The 23,981-nt window shown below is 47.3% G+C and carries 22 protein-coding genes; 14 read left to right on the top strand and 8 right to left on the bottom strand.

All coding sequences use genetic code 11. The features are described from left to right. Positions 1-279: 279 nt before the first annotated feature. Positions 280-1,875 (bottom strand): LTA synthase family protein, encoded by a 1,596-nt coding sequence (locus tag B7992_RS14150; RefSeq protein ID WP_176421957.1) that lies wholly within the window; start codon positions 1,873-1,875, stop codon positions 280-282. 1 nt (position 1,876) lies between these two features. After that, positions 1,877-2,914, bottom strand: a complete 1,038-nt coding sequence (locus B7992_RS14145; RefSeq protein ID WP_088666591.1) for an NAD(P)-dependent oxidoreductase — start codon at positions 2,912-2,914, stop codon at positions 1,877-1,879. Positions 2,915-3,002: 88 nt separating this feature from the next. Here B7992_RS14145 and B7992_RS14140 point away from each other — a divergent pair, with 88 nt between their 5' ends. Beyond that, on the top strand, positions 3,003-3,446 hold the full coding sequence (locus tag B7992_RS14140) for a GtrA family protein (protein ID WP_176421956.1): 444 nt from the start codon (positions 3,003-3,005) through the stop codon (positions 3,444-3,446). Between the two features lies 1 nt (position 3,447). Then, on the top strand, positions 3,448-5,055 hold the full coding sequence (locus B7992_RS14135) for an NAD(P)/FAD-dependent oxidoreductase (protein WP_088666589.1): 1,608 nt from the start codon (positions 3,448-3,450) through the stop codon (positions 5,053-5,055). Between the two features lie 144 nt (positions 5,056-5,199). Here the strand turns inward: B7992_RS14135 and B7992_RS14130 are convergent, their stop codons facing one another. The 3 genes from B7992_RS14130 to B7992_RS14120 are packed head-to-tail and all read right to left on the bottom strand — an operon-like array spanning position 5,200 to position 6,115. Then, positions 5,200-5,433: a hypothetical protein gene (locus B7992_RS14130; protein ID WP_073233539.1), complete on the bottom strand. Its 234-nt coding sequence runs from the start codon at positions 5,431-5,433 to the stop codon at positions 5,200-5,202. Beyond that, positions 5,430-5,906: a DUF3990 domain-containing protein gene (locus B7992_RS14125; RefSeq protein ID WP_088666588.1), complete on the bottom strand. Its 477-nt coding sequence runs from the start codon at positions 5,904-5,906 to the stop codon at positions 5,430-5,432. Before B7992_RS14125 ends, B7992_RS14130 begins: the two co-directional genes overlap by 4 nt. Then, the gene (locus B7992_RS14120; protein WP_088666595.1) at positions 5,903-6,115 is read right to left on the bottom strand and encodes a DUF3791 domain-containing protein; all 213 of its coding nucleotides are present in this window, start codon (positions 6,113-6,115) and stop codon (positions 5,903-5,905) included. The genes B7992_RS14125 and B7992_RS14120 overlap by 4 nt, the downstream gene beginning before the upstream one ends. A gap of 35 nt (positions 6,116-6,150) precedes the next feature. Between B7992_RS14120 and B7992_RS14115 the strand changes: the two genes are divergently transcribed. Together B7992_RS14115 and B7992_RS14110 are read left to right on the top strand one after the other, a co-directional pair. Then, the gene (locus tag B7992_RS14115; protein ID WP_176421955.1) at positions 6,151-6,552 is read left to right on the top strand and encodes a hypothetical protein; all 402 of its coding nucleotides are present in this window, start codon (positions 6,151-6,153) and stop codon (positions 6,550-6,552) included. 273 nt (positions 6,553-6,825) lie between these two features. Further along, entirely contained in the window at positions 6,826-8,400 is a 1,575-nt protein-coding gene (locus B7992_RS14110) for an LTA synthase family protein (protein WP_088666586.1), read from the top strand. A 99-nt stretch (positions 8,401-8,499) separates the two neighbouring features. Here B7992_RS14110 and B7992_RS17310 read toward each other — a convergent pair whose 3' ends face one another. Then, positions 8,500-9,027, bottom strand: a complete 528-nt coding sequence (locus B7992_RS17310; protein WP_088666585.1) for a type IV pilin protein — start codon at positions 9,025-9,027, stop codon at positions 8,500-8,502. A gap of 651 nt (positions 9,028-9,678) precedes the next feature. Here B7992_RS17310 and B7992_RS14100 point away from each other — a divergent pair. Genes B7992_RS14100 through panB form a run of 3 tightly spaced genes read left to right on the top strand, consistent with a single transcriptional unit; the run spans position 9,679 to position 11,622 of the window. Further along, a complete protein-coding gene (locus B7992_RS14100) occupies positions 9,679-10,035 on the top strand; it encodes a histidine triad nucleotide-binding protein (protein WP_073155514.1) in 357 nt (118 codons plus the stop codon). 22 nt (positions 10,036-10,057) lie between these two features. Further along, entirely contained in the window at positions 10,058-10,900 is an 843-nt protein-coding gene (recO, locus tag B7992_RS14095) for a DNA repair protein RecO (protein ID WP_254917722.1), read from the top strand. After that, positions 10,900-11,622 (top strand): 3-methyl-2-oxobutanoate hydroxymethyltransferase, encoded by a 723-nt coding sequence (gene panB, locus B7992_RS14090; RefSeq protein WP_249505398.1) that lies wholly within the window; start codon positions 10,900-10,902, stop codon positions 11,620-11,622. Before recO ends, panB begins: the two co-directional genes overlap by 1 nt. A gap of 101 nt (positions 11,623-11,723) precedes the next feature. On the opposite strand, the gene B7992_RS14085 is transcribed toward panB, so the two are convergent. Beyond that, on the bottom strand, positions 11,724-13,958 hold the full coding sequence (locus B7992_RS14085; RefSeq protein ID WP_141100479.1) for an OmpA family protein: 2,235 nt from the start codon (positions 13,956-13,958) through the stop codon (positions 11,724-11,726). 141 nt (positions 13,959-14,099) lie between these two features. On the opposite strand from B7992_RS14085, the gene B7992_RS14080 reads away from it, so the two are divergent. From B7992_RS14080 to B7992_RS14060, 5 genes are all read left to right on the top strand, one after another. After that, the gene (locus B7992_RS14080) at positions 14,100-15,233 is read left to right on the top strand and encodes a dTDP-glucose 4,6-dehydratase (RefSeq protein WP_073155506.1); all 1,134 of its coding nucleotides are present in this window, start codon (positions 14,100-14,102) and stop codon (positions 15,231-15,233) included. Between the two features lie 193 nt (positions 15,234-15,426). Then, positions 15,427-17,829, top strand: a complete 2,403-nt coding sequence (locus B7992_RS14075; protein ID WP_088666582.1) for a Tex family protein — start codon at positions 15,427-15,429, stop codon at positions 17,827-17,829. Positions 17,830-18,069: 240 nt separating this feature from the next. Further along, positions 18,070-18,663, top strand: a complete 594-nt coding sequence (locus tag B7992_RS14070; RefSeq protein ID WP_101478682.1) for an AgmX/PglI C-terminal domain-containing protein — start codon at positions 18,070-18,072, stop codon at positions 18,661-18,663. 120 nt (positions 18,664-18,783) lie between these two features. Further along, entirely contained in the window at positions 18,784-19,644 is an 861-nt protein-coding gene (locus B7992_RS14065; RefSeq protein ID WP_073155497.1) for a TIGR02147 family protein, read from the top strand. Continuing rightward, the gene (locus B7992_RS14060) at positions 19,644-21,068 is read left to right on the top strand and encodes a LamG-like jellyroll fold domain-containing protein (RefSeq protein WP_088658995.1); all 1,425 of its coding nucleotides are present in this window, start codon (positions 19,644-19,646) and stop codon (positions 21,066-21,068) included. The genes B7992_RS14065 and B7992_RS14060 overlap by 1 nt, the downstream gene beginning before the upstream one ends. Before the next feature lie 349 nt (positions 21,069-21,417). Here the strand turns inward: B7992_RS14060 and B7992_RS14055 are convergent, their stop codons facing one another. Further along, entirely contained in the window at positions 21,418-21,621 is a 204-nt protein-coding gene (locus tag B7992_RS14055; RefSeq protein ID WP_073155492.1) for a ferredoxin, read from the bottom strand. Positions 21,622-21,802: 181 nt separating this feature from the next. Here B7992_RS14055 and argB point away from each other — a divergent pair, with 181 nt between their 5' ends. Together argB and B7992_RS14045 are read left to right on the top strand one after the other, a co-directional pair. Next, a complete protein-coding gene (argB, locus tag B7992_RS14050) occupies positions 21,803-22,594 on the top strand; it encodes an acetylglutamate kinase (protein ID WP_073155489.1) in 792 nt (263 codons plus the stop codon). Positions 22,595-22,701: 107 nt separating this feature from the next. Continuing rightward, positions 22,702-23,895 carry an aspartate aminotransferase family protein gene (locus B7992_RS14045; RefSeq protein WP_088666581.1) on the top strand — a complete coding sequence of 398 codons (1,194 nt, stop codon included), beginning with the start codon at positions 22,702-22,704 and terminating at the stop codon, positions 23,893-23,895. Positions 23,896-23,981 lie beyond the last annotated feature (86 nt).

Below are 23,981 nucleotides of genomic sequence, written 5' to 3'. Positions count from 1 at the left end.
TTTTTTGCATCCTTCAGATTCCGCTCGGATTATGCATTTGCAAATAGAATTCGGGTGACATTGTTAGGATAATTTTGGAACAATGGAACATAAACGACAAATGCATTGTCGCATCGGAAAAAGAGTATTTGTCTTTGAAAGATAAGTTGTTTTTCGTGGATCTATTATCTCCAATTTGTTATGCTCTTTATACTGCGCCGAATAAAAATTACGCAGATTCTTTATTTCGTTTGGATAAGAAAATCAAATTTGTTTATGTAAATTCTTTTGATATGTAAATCAACGAAGCAAGTCGTTGTACTCTTTCGACTTGGATAATGAATTTAGTTCGGAGTTGAGAGAGCTGTAACCATATTTTTCGAGCAATGTTTTTTCTTGAGAATATAGCGAAACACCAAAGCCATATCGATGATTTTTTATTGAATAACCAAGGCTTTCCAAAATGGTCGGGGCAAAATCAACAGACGTAAATAAACGATTTTTTGTTTGATTGGGAATCTTACTTGCGTTAATAAAAATGTTAATCCAGCTTCTGGTCCTATTTTGTGTTAAAAGATGTCCCATAAATAGATGGTCACCAAGAATGACGATTTCTGTGTTTGTGCCGAATTTTTGCTGATTAACCCAGTTAACAAACTCATATATTTGGCGAGAAGCGCATTTTAGGGTTGCTTTAAACAAGTCCTCTTCTGAATCGCTTAACGGTTTTTCCAGACATCTTGCATCATAAAAACCATAAGGATAATGAGTGTCGATGGTTGACAATGTTAAAGAAAATGGTCTAGATGATGATAAAGTGTCTAATATGTTTTGCGCAATAGAGTATAAGGTTTGATCGTAAAAACCGGGATTGAAATCAAAAACCTTAAACTTTTCTGCCATATTTACGAAATCAAGCAAGTTTTCCTTTTCGAAAAGTTTATCAATTCCATGATTTTCTAGGAAGACATTTGTTCTTGCGAATGAAGCGTTTGATCCTTGAAGGAATATATTTTTATAACCATCTTTTTTTAAAACATCATAGATACTAACGATGTGAGACATTTTTGCCCAGGAAATAGTATCTTGGGTGATCTTCGCTTGTATATATGGTGTTCCGGTTGTTTTTGAAATTGTGGAAGACATTGTGTTTATAGAACCCGCAATATCAAAGCTTCCAGAAAAGGTTCCATTATTTGAAAAAGAAATGTTCTGCTCAGCAAGTTGATAAAGTTCCGGGATCAATTCGCGGGGCCAATTTTCCATGGACTCCATAAGAATTAAAATGAGATTTCTTTTATCTTCTGGAACAGTTATGTTTTCTTCATTTACAACGGAGTACTCATTTTCAAAGAAATGGGAATGGTAAAGGGTTACAGATTCTTTGTTATTTAATAGATAATAGTATCTATCTATGGGGATATCTTGGGCAATTGTCGAAATATTGATTACGAGAGACAATACAAAAAAGATGGTTATGGAGGCGATATCGCTTATATGTTCACGAATTTTTTTTATTAAAGGCAATGTTCCCACAAGAAGAATTACTACCGGATAGATGTATAAAATAAAATCCTTTACGAAGTATGATATAAAGCCGCCAACAGGCATCTGCAATGTTAAAAGAACTTGCTCTGGATTTTCAAGAGGAAACGTTCTTATAGACCATAGAAGAGTCAGTCTCAAAAAAAGTAAGAAAAGAACAATTGAACAAAAAAGAAAAAAACTTTTTGAAAGGTGCCTTACGTTTTTTAGAATGAAAACGATTCCAAAGAAAAATGAAGGAAATAACAGATAAAAAGGAACTGTATGGGTGTAGGGAATACAACAAAATACGACAAGCATCGCAAAAAAGATGCTTGTCGTAACAAGGCATGTTTCTTTCAAAATTTTCAATTTAAGATATCCACTTGAGTAACCTGATTACACCCATTTTAGCAACTTCATTGTGGGCGGATACGTTCTTGCGATTTTCAATTGCCTTGCGATTTTGGTGATAGAATTCATAAGCCCTTAACAACATTTCTTCGTTTGTCTTGGTGGGCATGAATCCTAGTTTTTCTTTGATTTTCGAAGTGTCAAAGACAAACGTTGATGCAATCATTTTATATTGGTATGGACCCAATGGAGAAATTCCTAGTTTACTTGCAATTTTCATGCAGGGAATAATAAACCATTTGGGAAAATGAGCAAGTTTTGATTTTGAATCAGAATGTTCCAAAACATAGCCGTAAACTTCATTGAATGATTTTACATTGTCAGAACCGATGTTGAAAACTTCTGTTTCGTTGTAATTTAAAGCCAGTTTGCATGCGTTTGCCAGGTCTTTTGCGTAAATGAATTGGTAGCGATTAGAACCATCGCCAACCATCCACAGTTTTCGTCCCTCATCAACAAATTCAAAAAGAATTCCCAAAAGCCCTAATCTACCTTCATCCATGATTGTAGGACAGCGGAATATGATTGAATTCAGTTTATCTTTTTTTGAAAAAAGAATTCGTTCTCCTTCCAACTTTGATTTCCCATAAATTTCAATTGGATCTGGAGTTTCATCTTCTGTTACTGGTGTGTCGAAATTTTTCGCCCAAAGGCAATTGGATGAGGTGAATATCAATTTCGATACACCGTGTTTGACACAAGCATCTGCGATAATTTCCGTGCCGTCTACATTGGATGTCCATAGGTTTTCAATTTTTTTTTGGTCGTGAGCAAGCATTGCCGCAAGATGAAAAACTGCGTCAAATTGATTTTCGCGGAATATTTTTTCCACCAGTTCTTTATCTCTTATATCTCCTTGTATAGAGTTTAAGTTCTGATGGCTATCCTGATCAGGACACAAATCTAAAACAACGCATTTGTGCCCTTTTTCTAGTAATTCTTTTTTTAAAATAGATCCGAAAAAGCCTGCTCCGCCAGTAATTAGGTATGTAGACATTGAAATCTCCAATGTAAAGCGTTTTTATTTGTTTACGTTTGAAAGATATCTTTTTTTATACTAATTTAGTCACATGTTTGTAAATAATTTGACTTTTTCGAAGATTAAAGAAAAACTTTTAAATAAAGACGCCTTGATGGGGCAATTTGCGCGGTATTTTGTGACGGGTGGTCTTGCTTCTATTGCTGATTTTGGTGTTTTCGCCATAGCTTTGTATTGCTTTAATGTGCATTATTTGGTGTCCAACTTAATCGGTTTGTCAGCAGGGAATGTTGTTAACTATTTGCTGACTGTGGGCTGGGTTTTTAGCACGCAAAAAAGGAAGATGGAAAATAATCGTCCTCTTGAAATTTTTGTTTTCGTGTTAATAAGCCTATTGGGGATGGCCTTTAACGAAATTCTTATGTATGTAGGCATTGGTTTACTTGGGATACAGGAGATGATATCCAAAATTATTGCTGCTGCGATAGTTCTTTTGTGGAACTTTGGCGCGCGAAAATTGATTTTATTCCGTTCAAAGAAGGATGTTTAATATGAGTGAAAAGAAGATTGCCGTTATTGCTGGTGCTGGTCCTGCGGGTTTGACTGCAGCATTGGAACTGCTTCGTACTACTGATGTAAGGCCTGTCATTTTTGAAGCCGAAGATGTAATCGGCGGCATTTCTCGCACGGCTCGTTACAATGGCAACCGCATGGATATTGGCGGCCATCGTTTCTTTAGTAAGAGCGACGCCGTGATGGACTGGTGGCAGGGAATTCTTCCGCTGCAGGGAGCAGCCAGTCGTGATGATATCGCTATCGGTCGTAAGGTTCCCCTGGTGGAAGGCGGCCCCGATCCCGAAAAGGACGACTTTGTAATGCTTTGCCGTAGCCGCTTGAGCCGAATCCTTTTCTTGCGCAAACTATTTGATTATCCGGTAAGCTTGAATGGTTCCACGATTCGTGGTTTAGGCCTTTGGCGAATGATGAAAATCGGTTTGAGCTATTTGAAGGTCCAAGTCTTGCCGGCTCGCGAAGAAAAGAGTCTTGAAGATTTTATGATCAACCGATTTGGTGTTGAACTTTATAGAACCTTCTTTAGAGACTATACCGAGAAATTGTGGGGTGTACCTTGCAACAAGATCAGCCCGGAATGGGGTGGACAGCGAATCAAGGGACTTTCCATCACCAAAACCGTAATCCATGCGGTGAAGCAGATTTTTGCAAGCAAGAAACCTGCTGCCGAGTCTGGAGATATTCGCCAGAAGGACACGGAAACCAGTTTGATTGGACAATTCCTATACCCGAAATTTGGCCCTGGTCAGCTCTGGGAAACAGTAGCCCAGAAAGTCCAGGAAATGGGCGGCGAAATCAAGATGAACGCCAAGGTTGTCCGTGTAAATCGAGAAGGAAATCGCGTTGTCAGCGTGGTAGTGGATTATGGTCAGTATACTGAAACTATTCCCTGCGACTATTTCCTCAGCACCATGCCGGTGAAGGAATTGGTTGCTGCCATGGATAGTGAAACCGCCGCGGTCCCTGCCGAAGTGAAGCGCGTTTCCGAGGGATTGGTTTACCGCGACTTTATGACCGTCGGTCTCCTGTTGGATAAACTTGAAATAAAGAATCCTGCAAAGCCGGGCACTCCCGAAAGCAAGCTGAAGTTTGTGGCCGACAACTGGATCTACGTTCAGGAAAGTGATGTTAAGTTGGGAAGAATTCAAGTGTTCAACAACTGGAGTCCCTATCTAGTTAGCGATCCGAGCAAGGTTTGGATTGGTCTTGAATACTTCGTCAATGAAGGCGATGAAATGTGGACCATGCCTGACGCAGACTTCATCAAGTTCGCCATCGATGAACTGGACAAAATCCATGTGGCCAAGCCTGAATCTGTCCGCGATTCCGTGGTGTTCCATATCAAGAAGGCCTACCCGGCTTACTTCGGAACTTATGGCGAATTCAACAAGATCCGTGAATTCCTGGATCCTATCGAGAACCTGTTCCTCATGGGACGTAATGGCATGCATAAATACAACAACATGGACCACAGCATGCTGACCGCCATGGAAACCGTGAAGTGTATTCGCGAAGGTTCTTATAATAAGACTGATCTCTGGAATGTGAATACGGAGGAAGAATACCACGAAGGGAAAAAGTCGTAGTTACAACTTTTCTGATATTGACGAAAATCGCGTAATTTTTACCTAGAACTCCAAATTTCCGCAAATTTGATGGATGTTTTAGTGCTTGATTCTTTGGAAATTGAAAATTTTTACAAATTTTCAATTCTTGATTTGTTTTTTTCGCTAAAAATCGTCTTGAACAAGCTTCCCGTTCCTGATTTCGGAAATCAACAAGTCGTAATTGTAGGCAGAACTTTCCGAGTATAGGCCGGTTCCTGGATTTTGGAGTTTTTCAAAAGTTTGTGAATTGTAGATAACACTCAATGAATCGTGTAATGATAGCGAACGTTCTTGCATTAACCAAAGTGCGAGATCGTTGACTATACCCTCAACAAGAAAATCCTGCTTGCTGGTCATACGGTTCCTCTCCTTTGCAACAGAGAAATCGCATCAACAGTTCTAAACGCATACTGGTTACTTAATTTACGGTATTTCAACCCTTTCACAAGGTCATCAATTGCGATAATGCCCATGGAAAATGTTCTGAACAGTGTTGCAATGTCATCGTTAGCGACGGGGCCAATTACCAGGTCATAGGCATCAGCAGGATGTTCATTTGCGCGACTGCGATTCGCCATCACGAATTCAGCCCATTCCTTGTCGGCTGATGGAAATTCTTTGATATGTAAGCCTTGCGCTTTTTCAAAATCGAATTCATAAACGTTCACCACAGGTGATCCACCGAAACGATCAGCAACCTTATTTGCCATTTCTTGCGCTTGATGCAGAATGGTGGTCAGGTAAAAAGATTGCCCAAAATCCTTAAAAGGCTTACACTTAGACAAATCTATTTTATCAATCTCGCAGTTTGAACCGTGATAGAGAATCACTTGATCAGACCTCCGTTTTTCAAACAGATGTCAGTCAAATCATCAACTGTGTCTTCAAAAGAAAGCAAATGCTCCGCTTCATAGTGCTTCTGCAGAAAGTCAAAGCCCTTAAACAGGCTTAGGTAGTTGAAAGCTTGCTTTTTCGTTAAAGATTTCGCCTTTGCAAACTCGTTTATTGCGGCAGTAGTCCAAGAAATTTGCTTTTCCATGCCATGGAATATAAAAAAACATGATAGAAAGGGCAATGTTTGCATCAAAATCATCACCAACCTACGTGAAGTTGCAGGACGCATACGTCGCTGAAAAGGGCACTTCCGTTGGTACTTGGAAACAGATTGGTTACCTGATGGCCAATTCCTCCAATTACAACTACTGCGACAAGGCTTCTGGTTGTGAGACAGGCGACAACTCCAAGGGCTATGGCGCCGAAGCTTCTGTTTCTGGATACGTAGCAAACTGGACCGCTACAAGTGTCGCAACTCTTAACGATTGCCCGGCAAAGAGCGATTGGACTCTCGTGACCTCTCAGAATGGTTCTGCAGGTGGCCTGGTCCTCTATACTGCTTCCGTTACCAAGGGTGACGACGGTGATTGCGACGTGCTGACTCCGAACTTCAAGAGACTCAACACCGCTGGTTCTAAGTAATAAAAAAGAACGTGAAAAGAAAGAAGGGTTCCTTAGGGAATCCTTCTTTCTTTATGGGCACATTTTATGAAAGGTTATGTTCTACCACCTAGTAGAACTGCCATTTTACTGCAAAAATAGTGAAAAAAGACTATAAATCGGAAAGACCCAACTAAAATTGGGTCTAACCAAGTACCTAAGATACAGTTTTTGAGTAGGTAATTCTCAGTATTATATAGGGTGTGTTTTTTCAGATAGTTATATTAGGTCTACACTTTGAAAGAATATAGCCTTATGAAAAGAGTAATTATTTACACCTTCGCAATAGTCGGACTTGCAGGTCTCCTTTGTTATTTTCAAAAGTTGACAAGTTCTTCTTTTTATATAAGTGCTTTTGTAAGTGGAATTTTGATATGGTTGTTTTCAAAAAGAGTTCCAGAAGAAAAGAAAAATAAAGGTTTACCATCGTTTTTTATCTTTTTTGGGGTTCTTTTAGCATGTTTGAGCTTAGAATGGGCGCTGTCAACGTTTCCTTTGGAGGAACCAGATCAAGTCATTCTTACTCTAAGTTCACCTCTAGATGGCTTTTTTCTTCTTTTTCTTCGAGAATACGCCATAGCAGTTTTCATTCCAAGTGTACTAATAACGATTTCTCTTATTCCCTGGCTAAGCTCCATTTCTCAATACCGCAAAACAGTTTTTATACTCACAGCAAGCCTTATGCTTGTAGGAACATTGGGGGTAAAGATTGCAATTCAAATACCATTTTCCGAGTATAAGCGTGTTTTGACCTTGTGGGATGGGAATAAAGAGTTTGTTAGTTCTCCTTTTTTTCTAGATAACTTTACTTCTGTTGATTCTCTGAAAAGGAAAGACGGTGTATCCCGGAACCTAGTTTTTGTCATTATGGAATCTATGGAAAATTGGGACAGCGAGTTAATTCCAGAGATTGAACGGCTAAAACAAAACAACATTAGTTTTTCTGATGGATTTGAAATTGTTGGTTCAACCAGCACTATCTCAGCAACAGTGTCAAAAACAACAGGCGTTCCTTACCTCAGTGCCCTATACGAAAGCGATACAATTTTGCCGAATGCACGGAGTATTTATGATCTTCTTCGCCAAAATGGCTATTACAACGTCTTTTTACAGGGAACAAATGCAAAATTTGCAAACCTGGATGACTTTTTAGCAACACATGGCATTGATGAATTGTTCGATTTAAAAAGGTTGAATTCTTATACGGATATGGATTCAAGCTATGTAAAAGGAGATTTGTGGCATCCAGGTATAACGGACCGGTCATTATACGAAATTGCTAAGGGAACTTTAGACACCCTCTCGCAAAAAGAGCATTTTAGCCTTACTTTGGCAACAATTGAAACTCATTTTCCCAAAGGATTCTATGATGATCAATGTCTAGAAAAACCTAAAAATTCTAGCGACGAAGAAGTGTTTAAGGCTACATTACGATGTGCTTCTAGAGAAGTTTTTGAGTTTGTTGAATGGATTCAATCAAGGGAATTTGGTAAAAATACGACAATTGTTATTGTCGGTGATCATTTGTTTAAGGGGAAAATTTTAACCAATCGTCCAAGTCGAAGGTGGATTGACGTTTTCATTAATCCTTATGAAACTCCTGTTGCAACACAAAGAAATTTTTCTTCGGTCGACATAGCTCCGTCAATTCTAGAGAGCCTTGGTTTTGAAATCCCAAATCATAAGATGGGTTTTGGAGTAAGTTTATTTTCTAACGAAAAAACTCTAATAGAGAAATACGAGGATATTGACTACATCAATCGAAAAATATCCCGTTTGACTTTTAGTCCTGAGTACTATCAGCTCGTAAAGAAATTACCGCTGAATTAAGAAAAATGTAGGACATTCTTCAACTCCTAAAAATTAAAATTAGACGAAAAAAGGTCTCCCCATCGGGAGACCTTTTTTACGATTTTTTGTTGTCAAGACTTACTTGTTGCCAGCCATGGTCTTGGTGTCGAGCTTGAGGAAGTTCGGGGTAAGGACCAAGCAATCGTTGGTCTGGCTCTGAGAACCATCAACCTTTGCTTCATACTTAACCATACCACCTGCAGAACCATTCTGAGAGGTCAAAAGGGTCCAGCTCTTACCGGCAGCACAATCGTTCAAGGTAGCAATGCTTGTTGCTGCCCAGTTAGCAACGTAAGCGGTCACTGCAGTCTGCTTGCCATAACCAGTGGTGTTGTCGCCTTCGGCACAAGAGGAGGCATCGCAATAGTAGAAGTTAGAAGAGTTGTTCATCAGGTAACCGATTTCCTTCCAAGTACCAACGCGAGTGCCCTTTTCAGCGACGTATGCGTCCTGCAACTTCACGTATTCACCGGCTGCGGGGCCGACTTCGGAGGCCTTGGACTTTGCGATCATGCCGAACAGCTTAGGAACTGCAACAGCGGCCAGGATGCCCATGATAACGATCACGACCATCAATTCAATAAGGGTAAAACCTTGCTTCTTCATAGTGTACTCCTTGTTATTGTGACACATTCTTTTGAGATTCACAGCTCTTGAAGCGTTTGTGTTTCAGAGTGTTTACTCTCGTTTACATTGATAAATATACCTCAATTTTTTCGAAAGTCAATAGTTTTGTCAAACTTTTTTACACTTTTGTCAAAGTTTTTTCACGTTTCTGTCATAGAACTGTCATGAAATTTTACTTTGTACCAAAAGAAGTCTTCCAAAACCGTCTAAATTTCTTAAAAAACGGGGGATTTCCTCAATTTTTTTGATGGACTTAAGTATACAAATATTTTTCATCTGTGTGAGGCATTCATAAAAAAAATGTGAGAAAAAGTTATTCTTGTTTGGAATATTGTGAAGTTTTTCACACAATTCCCATTTTACGCTTTCGTTCAAAATGCACTCGATCCGATAAATAGCCCTCAAAAAGTTCCTTTTAAGCGCCTTGCATCCTGCGAATTCGCATCAAAATATCTTTTAATCCCCTTCGGTACGATAAATAGCGTTCCAGAAGTTCTTTTTAAGCGCCTTGCATCGGATCAATCGAATATTTCACACCAAGGCAATAGTCCGAAATTAGACGAGATTCCGAAACAAGTTCGGAATGATGTTTTACAGGAGTCCTCCTTTATTTTCTATTATATAGTCACTATGAGTGAAAACTGCCTTTTTTGCAAGATTATCAAGGGTGAAATCCCTTCCAAGAAGATTTACGAAGATGACGATGTGTTCGCCTTCTACGATATCGCCCCCCAGGCACCGGTTCATTTCCTGGTGATTCCCAAGAAGCATATTTCCAGCATCATGGATATGCAGGCCGAAGACTGCGAACTGGTGGGTAAGCTTTTGTTCCAGGCTCAGCGTATCGCCAAGGAGCTTGGTCTCGAAGAATCCGGCGCACGTTTCGTGTTCAACTGCAAGGCTGACGCAGGCCAGACCGTTTTCCACATCCATCTGCATGTGGTTGGCGGTCAGGTGATGGGCTGGCCTCCGTTCCCGGCTAAGTAATAGGCAAGAGGCTTCTGCGCCCATGATTGTCAAGTCCCGGGCCATTGTGCTGCACCGGTTCCCTTATAGCGATTCCAGCTGGATCGTGAAGGTTTTAACCCAGGAATGCGGCGTGGTTTCGTTTATCGTAAAGGGAGGCAAACGCAAGGAGTCACCTTTTAAGGGCGCTATGGATCCGCTGTCGCTGTGCGAGGTGGTTTTTAACCAGAATCCACAGAAGGCGGGTGGCGGGGACTTGCAGTTCATAAAGGAAGCGACGCTTCTTGACTGGCATGCGGGTTTAAGGGCGGACCTGATGAATCAGGCGGTGGCCCAGGTGATGACCGAGATTCTGCTGAGGTACGCTCCCCAGGGGGTGCCGCTGCAAGACGAGTTCGAACTGTTGGAACAGGCGCTTAGGGACTTGAATTCTGGCGAAGGCTCCAACGGCGCCGCGACGGAATCGCGGGAAGAACTGCAGCCGCGAAGGGTGCCTTCGGATGAGGTTTTTGCCCGGTGGCTGCTGGATACTTGCGACTTGTGGGGTTACCACCTGGATCTGGATGTCTGCAGCCGTTGCGAACGCCCTCTAGAAGAGCCGGCGGCGGACTTTCACCCGGAAACGGGAGGCTTGATTTGCAAGGCCTGCCTGGGCGTGGATTCTGCCAGGGCCAAGCCCGAAACTTTGCTGGGTTTATGGAAGCTTAGGGGCGGAACTTACCCCAACTCCCCTGCCCTATCTTTAAAGTCTGCTGGGTTCGCCCGCGTATTCGTAGAAAATGCGCTCCTGGCCTACCTGCGGAATCATATCGGTTTCTTAAAAGAGATTCATTCACTAACGTATTTACAGGAGATTCGGAAATTATGCTCAGTCCAGTCGACATAATGGCAAAGAAAGCCCGTGGTGAAAAGGTTTCAATGATTACGTCTTATGACTACGCTTTCGCGCAAATGGCGGAGGCTGCAGGCGTAGACCAGATTCTTGTTGGCGATAGTCTGGCCAACACCATGTTAGGTTATAAGAAAACCAGCGAGATCGGTATGGCCGAGATGCTGATTTTCGTGGCGGCGGTTTGCCGTGGCGCGCCAAACACCCATGTGGTAGCCGACATGCCTTATTTAAGCGACAAGGATCCGCAAACGGCTTATGACAACGCCCGTCGATTCCTGGATCTTGGGGCCGCTTCGGTAAAGCTGGAAGGTACGCCCGAGGGCGTGATTGAATTTTTGCGTGCCCACGATGTTCCGGTGTGTGCCCATCACGGTTTGCTGCCCCAGACTGCGGCGAACTTCAAGCAGAAGGGTCAGACCGACGAAGAGGCTGCAGCCATCGTGAAGGCAGCCAAGTTCACCGACGAGCTGGGCTGTTTCGAGATGGTGCTGGAGCATATTCCCGAAGCCTTGGGTACGGCTATCACTCAGCAGGTGAAGGGCGTTACCATCGGCATTGGCGGCGGCAAGTTTACCGACGGACAGGTGCTGGTAATGCACGACGCCCTGGGCATGCACAATCGCAAGAATCCCCCCTTCGCCCCGAAGTTCGTAGACATGTACACGCTGGGTGTAGAAGGCTTCAAGAAATACATTGACAGTGTGAACGGCAAGTAAGGCCGTCAAACGATTTTGTAACAAAGCAAAAAGCCCCGCTTTTAAAGCGAGGCTTTTCTGCTATTTAGCCGACCCCGAGAGTCTCGGGGTGAACAGCCAGATTACTTCTTCTTGCCCTTCTTAGCAGGCTTCTTTGCGGACTTCTTGGAAGCCTTAGCAGCCTTCTTGGACTTTGCGGGCTTTTCGGCAGCAGGAGCTTCTGCGGCAGGAGCGGCAGCAGGTTCTGCAGGAGCGGCTTCAGCAGCCGGAGCAGGAGCTGCAGGCTGAGCTGCGGGTGCCGGAGCGGCAGCGGGCTGAGCAGCCGGAGTCATTGCAGGTGCCGGAGCGGCTTCAGTCTTCTTGGGCTGCTTTACGTGAGAAGCAAACACAACGCGGTTGTTCTTCGGGTTGCTCTTGGCCTTCTTCTTACCCTTCTTGTCGGTCTTGGGGAGAACCAGGAGCTGAGTATCACCGTAAGCGGCGGCACGAACGTGCTTAGAGGGAACGCCCTTCTTAACCAGGTAGTCTACAACGGCGTCTGCACGCTTCTGAGACATATCCTTGTTCTTTTCAGAAGTTTTCTGGTCATCGGCGTGGCCCTGGATTTCAATGCGCAGGTTATCACGGTGGAGCATGATGCCAGCCAGCTGATCGAGAGCCTTGGTTGCACCCTTATTGAACTTGGCGGTCCCCTTCTTGAAGGTCACCAAAGACTGGAGGTATTCCAGGTCTTCATTCTTGTTAGTGGGGCAGCCATCGCCGTCAACGGCAGCTTCGCTAATGGTCCTGGGGCACAGGTCCTGAGCGTTAACAACGCCGTCACCGTCGTCGTCGAATTCGCAGCCGTTTGCGTCAACCGGAGCAGCTTCGTTAGATCCCGGGCACTTATCCTGAGAATCAACAACGCCATCGCCATCGGTATCCACTTCGCAACCATCTGCACCGACCTTCAGGCCAGGCAGAGTACCCGGGCACTTGTCGACCATGTTGGGAACGCCGTCCTTGTCATCGTCGCCAGAGAGCTTGGCCAGGGAGTCATTGACTGCGGCGACAGAATCAAGTCTTGCTCTGTTCACGGAGTCCGCCACCATGTCAATCACCTTGATGGTGTCAACAGTGGTAATTGTGTCGATCTTGGCGACGGTATCGACCTTGGCAATGGTATCAACCTTGGCAATAGTGTCGACCTTAGCAACAGTATCGATCTTGGTGGTAGTGTCGATGGTTGCCATGATAGAATCCACCTTCACCTTGGCCAGAGAATCGGCACGGGCCTGGATCAGGGAGTCTACGTTAACTTCGGGCTTATCCACCTTGCTGCCAAAGCGCCAGACAAAGGAGAGAGAGCCAGAAACAATAGGAGTAGAGGAATACTTGTAGGTATAGACTTCACCATCGCCCACATCATTGCGAACGTCAAAGCCTTCCTTGCCCTTGAGATCCTTGTCAGCAGTAAAGTCCAGGTTCTTGAACATACGTCCGGCAATATCCACACCCAAAGCAATATCCATATTCTTGCCGGCATGGAAACGCACACCCGGTGTAATCAGGAGCGGATCAACCGTAGGATCAATGGGAGCTACGTCATCATCCAGGTGCATTTCGCCGGAGAGTTCCAGGAAGATGTCCAGGAGGCTGATGGGAGAAAAGTTAAAGCCGGTGCTATAGGAAAGAACATCAGACTCATTATGATCCACTACGCGGATATAGCTAGCCTGGGTATTCCAACGGAGAGGAGCACCAACGCTGTTAAAGTCAAAGGTGAAAACGAGACCACCACCAAAGGCAAAGTCACCTGCGGTGTAAGGCTTGGTATCGTGCTTGCTCAGGTACCAAGCGTGACGGGGACGTACACCGGCATCTTCGCTACCGGTGGGAGCATAGAGCTGACCCAGAATAGCGAGTTTGAACAGGGATTCGTCGTTACCGACAGCGCGAACCTTGAACCAGGCTTCCAAATCGCCCAGACCCGGAGAGCGCATATCGGAGTCGCTCAAACGGTCTTCGTGGTCGCCAACAATATCCATGTTAAAAGGAAGGACAACACCCAAGTCCAGCCAATTGGTAAAACCCATGGCCAGATTTACATTTCCGGAAAGAGCTACAGCTTCATCGTTAAGCACAAAACGGTCGCCGTTCTTGTCGTGCATTTCGCCACCGGCAGCCATGGACCAGCAGTCCAGAGATGCATTTCCGCCGAGACCGAACGACACATTCCATTGACCGAGGGTATTGGCACCAATCTGATGCAGACCATCCTGACCACCAGCCATACCGCTCTGTGCGGACGCCATACCGGCAGCCCCAAGCACAAGCAAGGAGCCCGCAAAAATTGAACGCAGTAAACTTGTCTTCATGTTTTCCACCTTAAATTTTTATTGATTGTAGCATAAAATTAACCTAAAAAATGGTTTTTGTCCAAACAGGCCGTCAAAATGTATAGGAAAATTGACAAAAGGTTGTCACAATAGACAATTCTCATTTTTATATTATAAGATATGAAGAATATTGTCATTACCGGCGGCGCAGGCTTTATCGGAAGCCATGTAGTACGCCTTTTCGTGAATAAGTACCCCGAATACAACATCATCAACCTGGACAAGTTGACTTACGCAGGCAATCTGGCCAACCTGAAGGACATCGAAGGCAAGCCTAACTACAAGTTCGTGAAGATGGATATCTGCGACTTCGACGCCTTCTACAAGCTGATGCAGGACGAAAAGATCGACGGTATTATTCACCTGGCCGCAGAAAGCCACGTGGACCGTTCCATCAAGGATCCGTTCACCTTCGCCCGCACAAACGTCATGGGCACCCTGGCTCTGCTCCAGGCCGCAAAGCTTTATTGGGAATCCCTGCCCGAAAAGTACGAGGGCAAGCGCTTCTACCATATTTCTACTGATGAAGTCTACGGTGCCCTCAAGATGAACCATCCGGAAGGTATCGAACCGCCGTTTACCACCACTGCCTCCAGCTCTGAACACCATCTGGCATACGGTGACGACTTCTTCTACGAAACCACCAAGTATACTCCCCATTCTCCGTATAGTGCATCCAAGGCTGGCTCCGACCATTTCGTCCGCGCCTTCCACGACACCTACGGCATGCCTACCATCGTGACCAACTGCTCCAACAACTATGGCCCCTACCAGTTCCCGGAAAAGTTGATCCCGCTGTTCATCAACAACATTCGTCACAAGAAGCCGCTGCCGGTTTACGGCAAGGGCGAAAACGTTCGCGACTGGCTCTTTGTCGAAGACCACGCCCGCGCTATCGACGTTATCTTCCACAATGGCAAGATTGCCGAAACTTATAATATCGGCGGTTTCAACGAATGGAAGAACATCGACATCATCAAGGTGGTCATCAAGACCGTGGACCGTCTGCTGGGCCGCGCCGAGGGCGAAGACCTTGACCTGATTACCTACGTCACCGACCGTCTTGGCCACGATGCCCGCTACGCCATTGATAGTAGTAAGTTGCAGCGCGAGCTCGGCTGGGAACCTTCCCTCCAGTTCGAGGAAGGTATCGAGAAGACCGTGAAGTGGTACTTGGACAACCAGGAATGGCTGGACAATATTACTAGCGGTGAATACGAAAAATATTACGAGAACATGTATAATAGAGTGTAAAGTGTAAAGGTTAAAGTGGAAAGACTTTAACCTTTAACCTTTAACCTTTAACCTAAAAATGACACTCCAGTGTCATTTTTTATTGTTATATTCTCCCTTACTCCCCTGATGGGAGCTGTTGTAAACCAGGGCCTAGGCCGAGACTCCTAGTTAAAGGCTGCCGGACCCTATAAATCAAACTGGAATTAGAATTATGGATTTTTCTGCTGTTATTGCCGAAGAACTGAACCTGGAAGTATGGCGTGTCTCCAAGGCACTTGAATTGATGGACCAGGGTGGTACCATCCCCTTTATCGCCCGCTACCGTAAAGACCAGACGGGCACCCTTAATGAAATTGAACTCCGCGACATCAGCCACCGTCGCGACTATCTGCAGGAACTGGTTGACCGCAAGGAAACCATCCTGAAGAGCATCGAAGAACAGGGCAAGCTTACACCGGAACTGAAGGCTCAGATCGAAGCCTGTAAGGACAAGACCCTGCTGGAAGATATTTACGCCCCCTACAAGCCCAAGAAGCGCACCCGCGCAACCATCGCAAAGGAACTGGGTCTTGAACCGTTGGCTCGCCTCATGTGGGCTCAGGAAGAAACCGGCAACACCGCCGAACAGATCGCCCTCATCTACCTGTCCGAAGAAAAGGGCCTGGCAGATCCGAAGGCTGCACTCAAGGGCGCTTGCGACATTCTGGCCGAAGAAGTTGCAGACAACACCGAATTCCGTCAGTACCTCCGTAGCAAGGTGGAAAAGACTGGCGTCATGATTTCCAAGGTGAAGAAGGACTTCGAAAAGGAAGAAACCAAGTTCAAGGACTACTACGACTTTAGCGAACAGGTGAGCAAGATTCCGTCTCACCGTATGCTGGCCCTGCGCCGCGGCGAAAAGGAAAAGGTGCTCCGTCTTTCCATCGAAGTTCCCAACGAAGAAATGGTTGGCTACCTGAAGGCAAACGTCATCAAGGGCAACACCACCTGGACCCCCTATCTTGAAGCTATGTGCCAGGATGCCTGGGACCGCCTGCTGGCTCCCAGCATGGAAAGCGAAGTCCGTCTGCTTTTGAAGGACGCCGCCGAAGAAGAAGCCTTCAAGGTGTTCTCCAAGAACCTGCAGGACGTTCTGCTGGCTGCTCCCGCCGGCCACAAGGCAGTTCTCGCTCTCGACCCGGGTTTCCGTACTGGCTGTAAGGTTGCCGTACTTGACGAAAACGGCAAGTTCATGGACCACGGCATTATCAAGCCCCACGAACCCTGGAACGACAAGGCCGCCTCTGCAGTTTACCTCATGGGCCTCATCGACAAGTACAAGATTGACTTGATCGCTATCGGTAACGGTACCGCCAGCCGCGAAACCGACGCCTTCTGCGCCGAAATGGCAGCAAAGTTCAAGGGCAAGGTTCCGCCCCGCGTTATCGTTTCCGAAGCTGGTGCATCTGTCTATAGCGCAAGCATGATCGCTATCCAGGAATTCCCCAAGGAAGACGTTACTACCCGCGGCGCCATCTCTATCGGCCGCCGCCTGCAGGACCCGCTGGCAGAACTGGTGAAGGTTGACCCCCAGTCCATTGGCGTGGGCCAGTACCAGCACGACGTGAACCAGCGCGAACTGAAGAAGCGCCTGGACGAAGTGGTGGAATCCTGCGTGAACATGGTGGGTGTGGATGTGAACAGCGCTTCTGCCCCGCTGCTTTCTCACGTTGCAGGCCTCAGCAATACTCTTTCCGAAGCCATCGTCAAGCACCGCGAAGCTAACGGCGCCTACGCCAGCCGCGAAGACCTGAAGAAGGTGAAGGGCTTTGGCCCCAAGGCTTTCGAACAGGCCGCAGGCTTCATGCGCATCCCGGGTGCAGAAAACCCGCTGGACGATTCCGCAGTCCATCCCGAAAACTACGCCCTCATCGAAAAGATGGCCGAAAAGGCTGGCGTTCCGGTGAAGGAACTGGTGGGCAATGCCGATGCAGTCAAGGCCATCAACCTTGAAGAATTCCTCAGCGACGAAGTGGGTAAGGAAACCCTGCAGGACATCATGCGCGAACTTCAGAAGCCCAGCCGCGACCCCCGTAAGGAATTCCGTTACGCAAAGTTCGACGACAAGATCAAGGAAATCAACGACCTGATTACCGGTAGCTGGATGGAAGGTGTGGTTACCAACGTGGCAAACTTCGGCGCCTTCGTTGACATCGGCGTTCACCAGGACGGCCTTGTACACGTTTCCGAAATCAGCGACAAGTTCGTGGAAGACGCAAAGACCGTTCTTACCGTGGGCGACGTGGTGAAGGTACGTGTTGTTGCCGTTGACGCCAAGCTGAAGCGTATCAGCCTTTCCATGAAGACCGAACAGGTTGATGGTGTGGCCGGTGCAGGCGTTAGCGGTCCTCGTGGCCAGCGCGTCGGTGGTCCCCGTGGTCAGGGCAACGGTCGTGGCGGCTTTGGCGGTCGCGACAACCAGAACCGCGGCAGCCTCCAGGGTCACGCTACCATCGCAGATCTCAAGGCAAAGATTGCAGGCAAGGGTAATCCGGGCCAGGGCAACCGCAACGCCCCCGCTCAGCCCGCCAAGGTCAACCCCCTCCTCAAGTCTATGATGAAAAAGATGAAATAGGTTATCAAGCGCAAGTGCTTGCACTTGCATTTGATAACCGCCACATCTAGCACTGCGAAGCTGTGCCAAGTTCAAATAGAGTCTAGTTCAAATAGCCGCAAGGCTGAGGTTGAAATTGAAAGTCCGGGAGTTTTGCTCCTGGGCTTTTATTTTGCCATTAAGTGAAATTTCTCACGTTCAATCTTGTCTTAAATATGTAAACTTGTTTTCACTATCTACACTTCCTATATTGTTGTAATAATGAATAAATTCGCTTTGAAATTCGCTTGTGGCCTAATCCTCATCACGGGACTCACCTTGCTGGTCCTGGCCATAACTGGAAATCATAAAAAACCCCGAAATATTGTTCGCGACTACTCTGTCGTACCTGAAGGCTTTGCGGAACAGCAGAAACTGGCCAACAGCAACTCTTCCGAATCCTTTACCGGTACAGTCATCATGCCCACCATCGACGAAATATCCGTCCACGGCAATATGGAAGGCGGCATGGCAGAAATCGAAAAGTTCATGAAGGACCGTACCAACGGCCTGAATTACATCTACAAGAAATTCCAGAAGCAGAACCCCGGCTTCGAAGGCAGCCTCTCCCTGGACGTTACGATCGACGTGTGTGGCGACGTAGTCGGCATGACCGAAATCGCCTCCACCACCGGCTACCCCAGATTCAATAACGAAGTCAAGAGTTCCCTCTCTAGGCAGAAGTACCCCAAGACGACCCAGGGGCACTACACCCTGTCATTCACCCTGAAGTTCGTGAACCAGGTTCCCGTTTCAGAAAAGGGCAATGTAAAGCCGTTGCCGCAGTCACCGGCGGATAGCGTTGCGGAAAATTGACGTAAGTTGTCAAAAACGTGTAAAACTTTTTATCAAAATTTAACGTTTTACACCCGACATTCCATAAAAATAACCGAAAAGAAATATTTCAGCGTGTAAAATTTGCTTATTTTACGGTTCATGAGTATTGCTCTTGAACGTTTGTTTGACTACGACGACTTCCGCAAGTTCCTGCAAGATTACTTCGAGGAACAGAAAAAGATGCGGGCCGTTTTCTCCCATCGTTTTTTTGCGGCAAAGGCCGGCTTCAGTAGCAGCTCCTACTGCCTGAACGTGATTCGTGGCCGGTTCAACCTGACCCAAAAATCCATCGAGAAGATCGCCAAGGCCATGGAATTCGAGCCCCTGCAGAAGTCCTACTTCGAGGCGCTGGTGCAGTACAACCAGGCCCATCAGGTAGACGAACGCGAAAACGCCTGGGAACAGATCCTGCAAATCCGCAAGCAGCTGGAATTTTCCCACATCACCACCCGAGAGCAAGTCTATTTTTCAAAATGGTACTACCCCATCGTCAGGGAACTGGCCGTTTCTTCTAACTGGAACGGCGACTATATGACCTTGGCCCGCCTGGTGGAACCCCAGATTACCACGGAAGAGGCACGGGAAGCCATCAAGAACTTGCAGGAAATGGGGATAATCAGACAGGTTGACGCAGACAATGGAGAAGTCCGTTTCGAGGAAACCGCCCAGATGCTGGATGCCACCCGCATCCCACCCATGGCCCTGCGACAGATCCGCCGCGAATATATGCAGCACGCCATCGGCGCCGTGGAATCCAAGCCCAAGCAGGAACGGTTCGCCGCATTCACCACGCTGGCCATGAGCGAAAGTTCCTACGACTACGCAGTCGAAGTTCTGGAAGAAGCCCGCAAGAAGATCATCACCCGCGCCGCCAACGACCCCAACGTGGAGCGAGTCTATGAAATGATGCTGGTAGCATTCCCCATGAGCAAGAAGGTTTCAAAGGAGGACAAGGTCTAATGAACATGCCGAATTTGAAATTCTTGCTGATTGGCGCTGCCATCGCCTCCTTCGTATTTAGCGTCACCGTACTTACCGGATGCTCCGATTCTAACGATGTGGCCGGCGGCGTTACCGACATTGGAAACTCCGTAGCTACAGGCATTGTCCTTGACGTGGCGGGAACCCCCGTGGCCCGCGCCCGTGTTGTAGCCTACTATGACAGCTGGCAACAAGATGGCATCGAGGATTCCGTAGAAACTGTAACCGACGCAGAGGGCAAGTTCGAACTGAACCTGGATGGCAACAAGGCCGCAGTATTGTTCGCCTCTGCCGGAGACAGCAGCGGTTTTGCAAAGCTGGTTCAACCCAAGATTAGCGCAAGATCCACTGAACAGCAGACTGTCACCATCGCCCAGCACAAGATTTACTCCGGCCAGATTGCCGACCGTAACACCGGCATAGTCCGCATCGTAGGCAGCAACGCCACCACCAAGCTGGACGCAGACGGTTACTTTATCTTCTACGACATGCCCTCTGGCGATATCACCCTGACCTACTCCGACACCAGCGCCTCCTCTGACAACGGTCAGTTGCAATCCCACCTGGAATTCAACACCTACGGCGAAAAGCAGATTTACGTATTGCCCAAGATGAACTTCTGGGAAGCAGACACAAGCTGGCTCACCGTAAGCAGGATGGAATACTATAGCGAAAAGGGGCACGACGGCATTATAATCGCCGCCCCGGAATCCGAAGATTGGACGCCCGCAAGTTCAGCAAGCGCCCCCGCATCTTCCGATAGCGCCATCAACTTACTCTTAACCATGGACGGCTCCGAATCCGTCTATGACAACGACACCACTCCCGCAACCAAGGTCGAATACGTCGAAGGCGTCTCGGGCAAGGCCATCCTGCTGAAGCCGGGCCAGTTCATTAGCCTGGATTCCCTGGACCCCACCGGCGGCAACTTCACCCTGTCGCTCTGGACCAAGTGGAACGGTACCAACGGAAAGCACCAGATCCTATTCAGCCAGCGCGCCTACTGGAGCGACAGTACCTCCAGATTCCAGTGGCACTTCGAACATTGCACCGGCTGGTTCACTGCCATGAAGAGCACCCCCGGCGATCCCTATGCCATCTACTTCGGCGACTCCTCCATCGTTCCCGTTGGCAAGTGGTCCCACCTGGCTTTGATTTCCAGGAACAAGAAAGTCAGCATGTATGTGAACGGCGAAGTCATGCACTTCAAGGATGAAAAAGGAGACGACTACACCGAGTGGAAGTTTGTCCCCAACGACCTAAAGCGCAAGGTTCCCTTCCGTGTCGGCGGCGATGAAGTCAGCACCGAAACCTGGAACGGGGCAATTGACGAAGTCCTAATCGAGACCGTCGCCCACGACGCCAACTGGGTTAAGGAACAGTACAAGAAATACACCAAATAAAAAAACTCCCCCGAAAAAATTAAGGCGAGCCACAAGCCCGCCTTTTGCATCTAAAAAAAGAAATCCTCCCCTGCGATAGGGAGGAATCAGAAGCCACCCACGAAGGGGTGGGGTCCAGGGCGGACAGCACTTGGCAACTTGTTGCCTTAGTGCGCATGGTCCCCGAATGGGGAGGAGGGTGCGTAACCCTCCCATGCATCTAAAAAAGAAATCCTCCCGCATTTAGGGGAGGAGTCAGAAGCCACCCGCGAAGGGGTGGGGTCCAGGGCGGACAGCACTTGGCAACTTGTTGCCTTAGTGCGCATTATCCTCGAAGGGGAGGAGGGCGCGAGCCCTCCTTTGCATCTCATTAAGCTTCTTCGAACTTAATCACGCCAGCGGGGCAGCCTGCAGCTGCGTCCTTGATAGCGTCTTCGTTAGCAGCGAGATCAGCGTCAGCCTTAACCTGCATCTTTTCGGGAACGGTGAAAACTGCATCGCAAGTAGCTTCGCAAGCGCCGCAGGAAACGCATTCATCACTGGATTCGTCCAGCCAAACCTTAGTAATTGCCATAGTTATACCTCTTTGGGGTTGTTTGTAATTAAGTTTGGTTTAAATATAACAAAAAAAACATTGAGGGATGACAATGTTTTTCTAAATTTCCCACAACAGAATGAAGCCTGTGGCCTGCTATATATTGCGGGAGGTGCCCGCGACAGCCATATGCTTAAACTAAGTGAGGACATCACAAAAAATGAAAAAAGTGGTTGTTAAAATTGGTGGCAGCCTGGCTATTGACGAAGCCAAGTTGGCCGATTTTGTGGCAGCAGTTTCCAAGCTTCCGGCTATGGGCTGCCAGGTCGCCGTTGTGCACGGTGGTGGCAAGGACATTAACGAAAACATTTCCCTGCTGCGAGAACAGCCCACTTTTATCGATGGCCTCCGAGTAACTACACCCGGCATTATGAAGATGGTCGAAATGACCCTCTCCGGTCATGTGAACAAGAAGCTGGTCCGCATGCTTCTGAACAACGGCGTGAATTCCATCGGTCTTTCCGGTGTGGATGGCAAGCTGTTCGAAGTAGTCAAGAAGCAGGGCAAGGTAGACCTGGGTCTTGTGGGCGAAGTCAAGAAGGTGAACCAGAAGATCGTGGAAGACCTCTGGGCAGCCGGCTGGGTTCCTGTAGTTAGCCCCATTTCTTACGGTCCCGACGAAACTGGCGTAGGCGTCAGCTGGAACGTGAATGCCGACACTGCCGCAAGCGAACTGGCGGTGGCACTTCAGGCTGATCAGTTCGTGCTGGTGAGCGATGTTCCGGGCGTTATGGACGGCGAAAAGAATGTTATTCCTGAACTTTCTGAAAGTGATGCCGAAAAGCTCATTGAAGAAGGCGTTATTAGCGGTGGTATGATTCCCAAGGTCCGCGAAAGCTTCAAGTCCATCCGACGAGGCCTCAAGAGCATTCATATCGTAGGCTGGAAGGATGCAGAATCCTTCATCAAGCAAATCAACGGCGAACATAACTACGGAACTATTCAGCGCTAGAAGTGATTAGTAAACAGTGGTTAGTAATCAGTGAAAATAAGGCGGCTGCGCCGCGATTATAAAACTAACCACCAATCACTAACCACTAACCACTACAAGGATTTTATATGTCTTTTATTGAACAGGATAAGAACGTCATTGCCCCGCTTTATGGCAAGGCTGACATTGAAATTGTAAAGGGCGAAGGCTCTTACCTCATCGACTCCAAGGGCGATAAGTACCTGGACTTCGTTGCAGGTATCGCTGTAAATGCCCTGGGCCATCAGAACAAGGCCATCAAGGATGCTGTGGTAAAGCAGATGGATTGCTTCAACCACATCTCCAACCTTTATGTGAATATGCCCCAGGTTGAACTGGGCAAGAAGCTTTTGGAAATCACTGGTTTCGACAAGGCTTTCTTCTGCAACTCCGGTACCGAAGCTAACGAAGGCGCAATCAAGTTTGCACGTAAGTACTTCGATCGCAAGGGTGAAGCCAACAGGCAGAAGATCATCACCTTCGTGAACAGCTTCCATGGCAGAACATTTGCCGCTCTTTCTGCAACCGGTCAACCAGCTCTGCGCGAAGGCTTCGGCAACATGCCGAGCGACTTCGTACATGTAAAGTGGAATGACTGCGCTGCATTGAAGGCCGAAGTCAACAAGGACACCTGCGCCATCATGCTGGAATCCCTGGCTGCCGAAGGCGGCGTCATGACTCTCTCCAAGGAAATGGTTGAAACCATCAACAGCCTCCAGAAGGAATTCGGTGTGCTGGTGATCGTCGACGAAGTTCAGGCTGGTTGCGGCCGTCTGGGAACTTTCCTTGGCTTTGAAAAGTATGGTCTGAATCCGGACCTGGTGACTCTCGCTAAGGGTATCGGTGGCGGCCTCCCCCTGGGAGGCGTGCTGCTCCGTCAGAAGATTGCCGATGAACTGAAGGCCGGCGACCACGGTACCACTTTCGGTGGCAACCCCATCGCTTGCGCTGCAGGTCTCGCAGTTGTCAATCAGGTTTCTGAACCGGCCCTGCTGAAGAATGTTGTGGATAGGGCTGTGCAGATCCGCACCGCTCTGGCTGACATCAAGGCCAAGTACAGTGCAATCAAGGAAATCCGTGGTGAAGGCCTTATCGTCGGCCTCGCTCTGGATGAATCCTTGCCGGTGGGTAACGTTGTGACTGCAGCCCGCGCAGAAAAGCTCATGGTGCTTTCCGCAAAGGGTAACGTGCTCCGTATGCTTCCGCCGCTGAACATCAGCGCAGCCGAAGTGGACGAAGCCATGGCAAAGCTCGCAGCAGCATTCGCAAAGGTCGCTGGCTAATCCGCGCCTCGCGAATCAAATCGCCTCCCCTAAAAAAGGCGGTGGAAATTGACTAAATCAGGTCTTTTCCACCGCCTTTTTATTAT

The organism is Fibrobacter sp. UWH1 (assembly GCF_002210365.1).
In the GTDB taxonomy this organism is placed as follows: Bacteria; Fibrobacterota; Fibrobacteria; order Fibrobacterales; family Fibrobacteraceae; genus Fibrobacter.
Note: the sequence above shows the minus strand (reverse complement) of the source record. Positions and strands in the feature narration are given on the sequence as shown.

What these genes read in the sequence shown, in the direction of transcription:
- B7992_RS14060 (WP_088658995.1), top strand. Translation starts at nt 19,644, where the DNA reads ATGAACATGCCGAATTTGAAATTCTTGCTGATTGGCGCTGCCATCGCC.
- B7992_RS14130 (WP_073233539.1), bottom strand. Translation starts at nt 5,433, where the DNA reads ATGACCAGCAAGCAGGATTTTCTTGTTGAGGGTATAGTCAACGATCTC.
- B7992_RS14055 (WP_073155492.1), bottom strand. Translation starts at nt 21,621, where the DNA reads ATGGCAATTACTAAGGTTTGGCTGGACGAATCCAGTGATGAATGCGTT.
- B7992_RS14070 (WP_101478682.1), top strand. Translation starts at nt 18,070, where the DNA reads ATGAATAAATTCGCTTTGAAATTCGCTTGTGGCCTAATCCTCATCACG.
- B7992_RS14115 (WP_176421955.1), top strand. Translation starts at nt 6,151, where the DNA reads ATGTTTGCATCAAAATCATCACCAACCTACGTGAAGTTGCAGGACGCA.
- B7992_RS14075 (WP_088666582.1), top strand. Translation starts at nt 15,427, where the DNA reads ATGGATTTTTCTGCTGTTATTGCCGAAGAACTGAACCTGGAAGTATGG.
- panB (WP_249505398.1), top strand. Translation starts at nt 10,900, where the DNA reads ATGGCAAAGAAAGCCCGTGGTGAAAAGGTTTCAATGATTACGTCTTAT.
- B7992_RS14120 (WP_088666595.1), bottom strand. Translation starts at nt 6,115, where the DNA reads ATGGAAAAGCAAATTTCTTGGACTACTGCCGCAATAAACGAGTTTGCA.
- B7992_RS14145 (WP_088666591.1), bottom strand. Translation starts at nt 2,914, where the DNA reads ATGTCTACATACCTAATTACTGGCGGAGCAGGCTTTTTCGGATCTATT.
- B7992_RS17310 (WP_088666585.1), bottom strand. Translation starts at nt 9,027, where the DNA reads ATGAAGAAGCAAGGTTTTACCCTTATTGAATTGATGGTCGTGATCGTT.
- recO (WP_254917722.1), top strand. Translation starts at nt 10,058, where the DNA reads ATGATTGTCAAGTCCCGGGCCATTGTGCTGCACCGGTTCCCTTATAGC.
- B7992_RS14080 (WP_073155506.1), top strand. Translation starts at nt 14,100, where the DNA reads ATGAAGAATATTGTCATTACCGGCGGCGCAGGCTTTATCGGAAGCCAT.
- B7992_RS14110 (WP_088666586.1), top strand. Translation starts at nt 6,826, where the DNA reads ATGAAAAGAGTAATTATTTACACCTTCGCAATAGTCGGACTTGCAGGT.
- B7992_RS14100 (WP_073155514.1), top strand. Translation starts at nt 9,679, where the DNA reads ATGAGTGAAAACTGCCTTTTTTGCAAGATTATCAAGGGTGAAATCCCT.
- B7992_RS14135 (WP_088666589.1), top strand. Translation starts at nt 3,448, where the DNA reads ATGAGTGAAAAGAAGATTGCCGTTATTGCTGGTGCTGGTCCTGCGGGT.
- B7992_RS14065 (WP_073155497.1), top strand. Translation starts at nt 18,784, where the DNA reads ATGAGTATTGCTCTTGAACGTTTGTTTGACTACGACGACTTCCGCAAG.
- argB (WP_073155489.1), top strand. Translation starts at nt 21,803, where the DNA reads ATGAAAAAAGTGGTTGTTAAAATTGGTGGCAGCCTGGCTATTGACGAA.
- B7992_RS14085 (WP_141100479.1), bottom strand. Translation starts at nt 13,958, where the DNA reads ATGAAGACAAGTTTACTGCGTTCAATTTTTGCGGGCTCCTTGCTTGTG.
- B7992_RS14045 (WP_088666581.1), top strand. Translation starts at nt 22,702, where the DNA reads ATGTCTTTTATTGAACAGGATAAGAACGTCATTGCCCCGCTTTATGGC.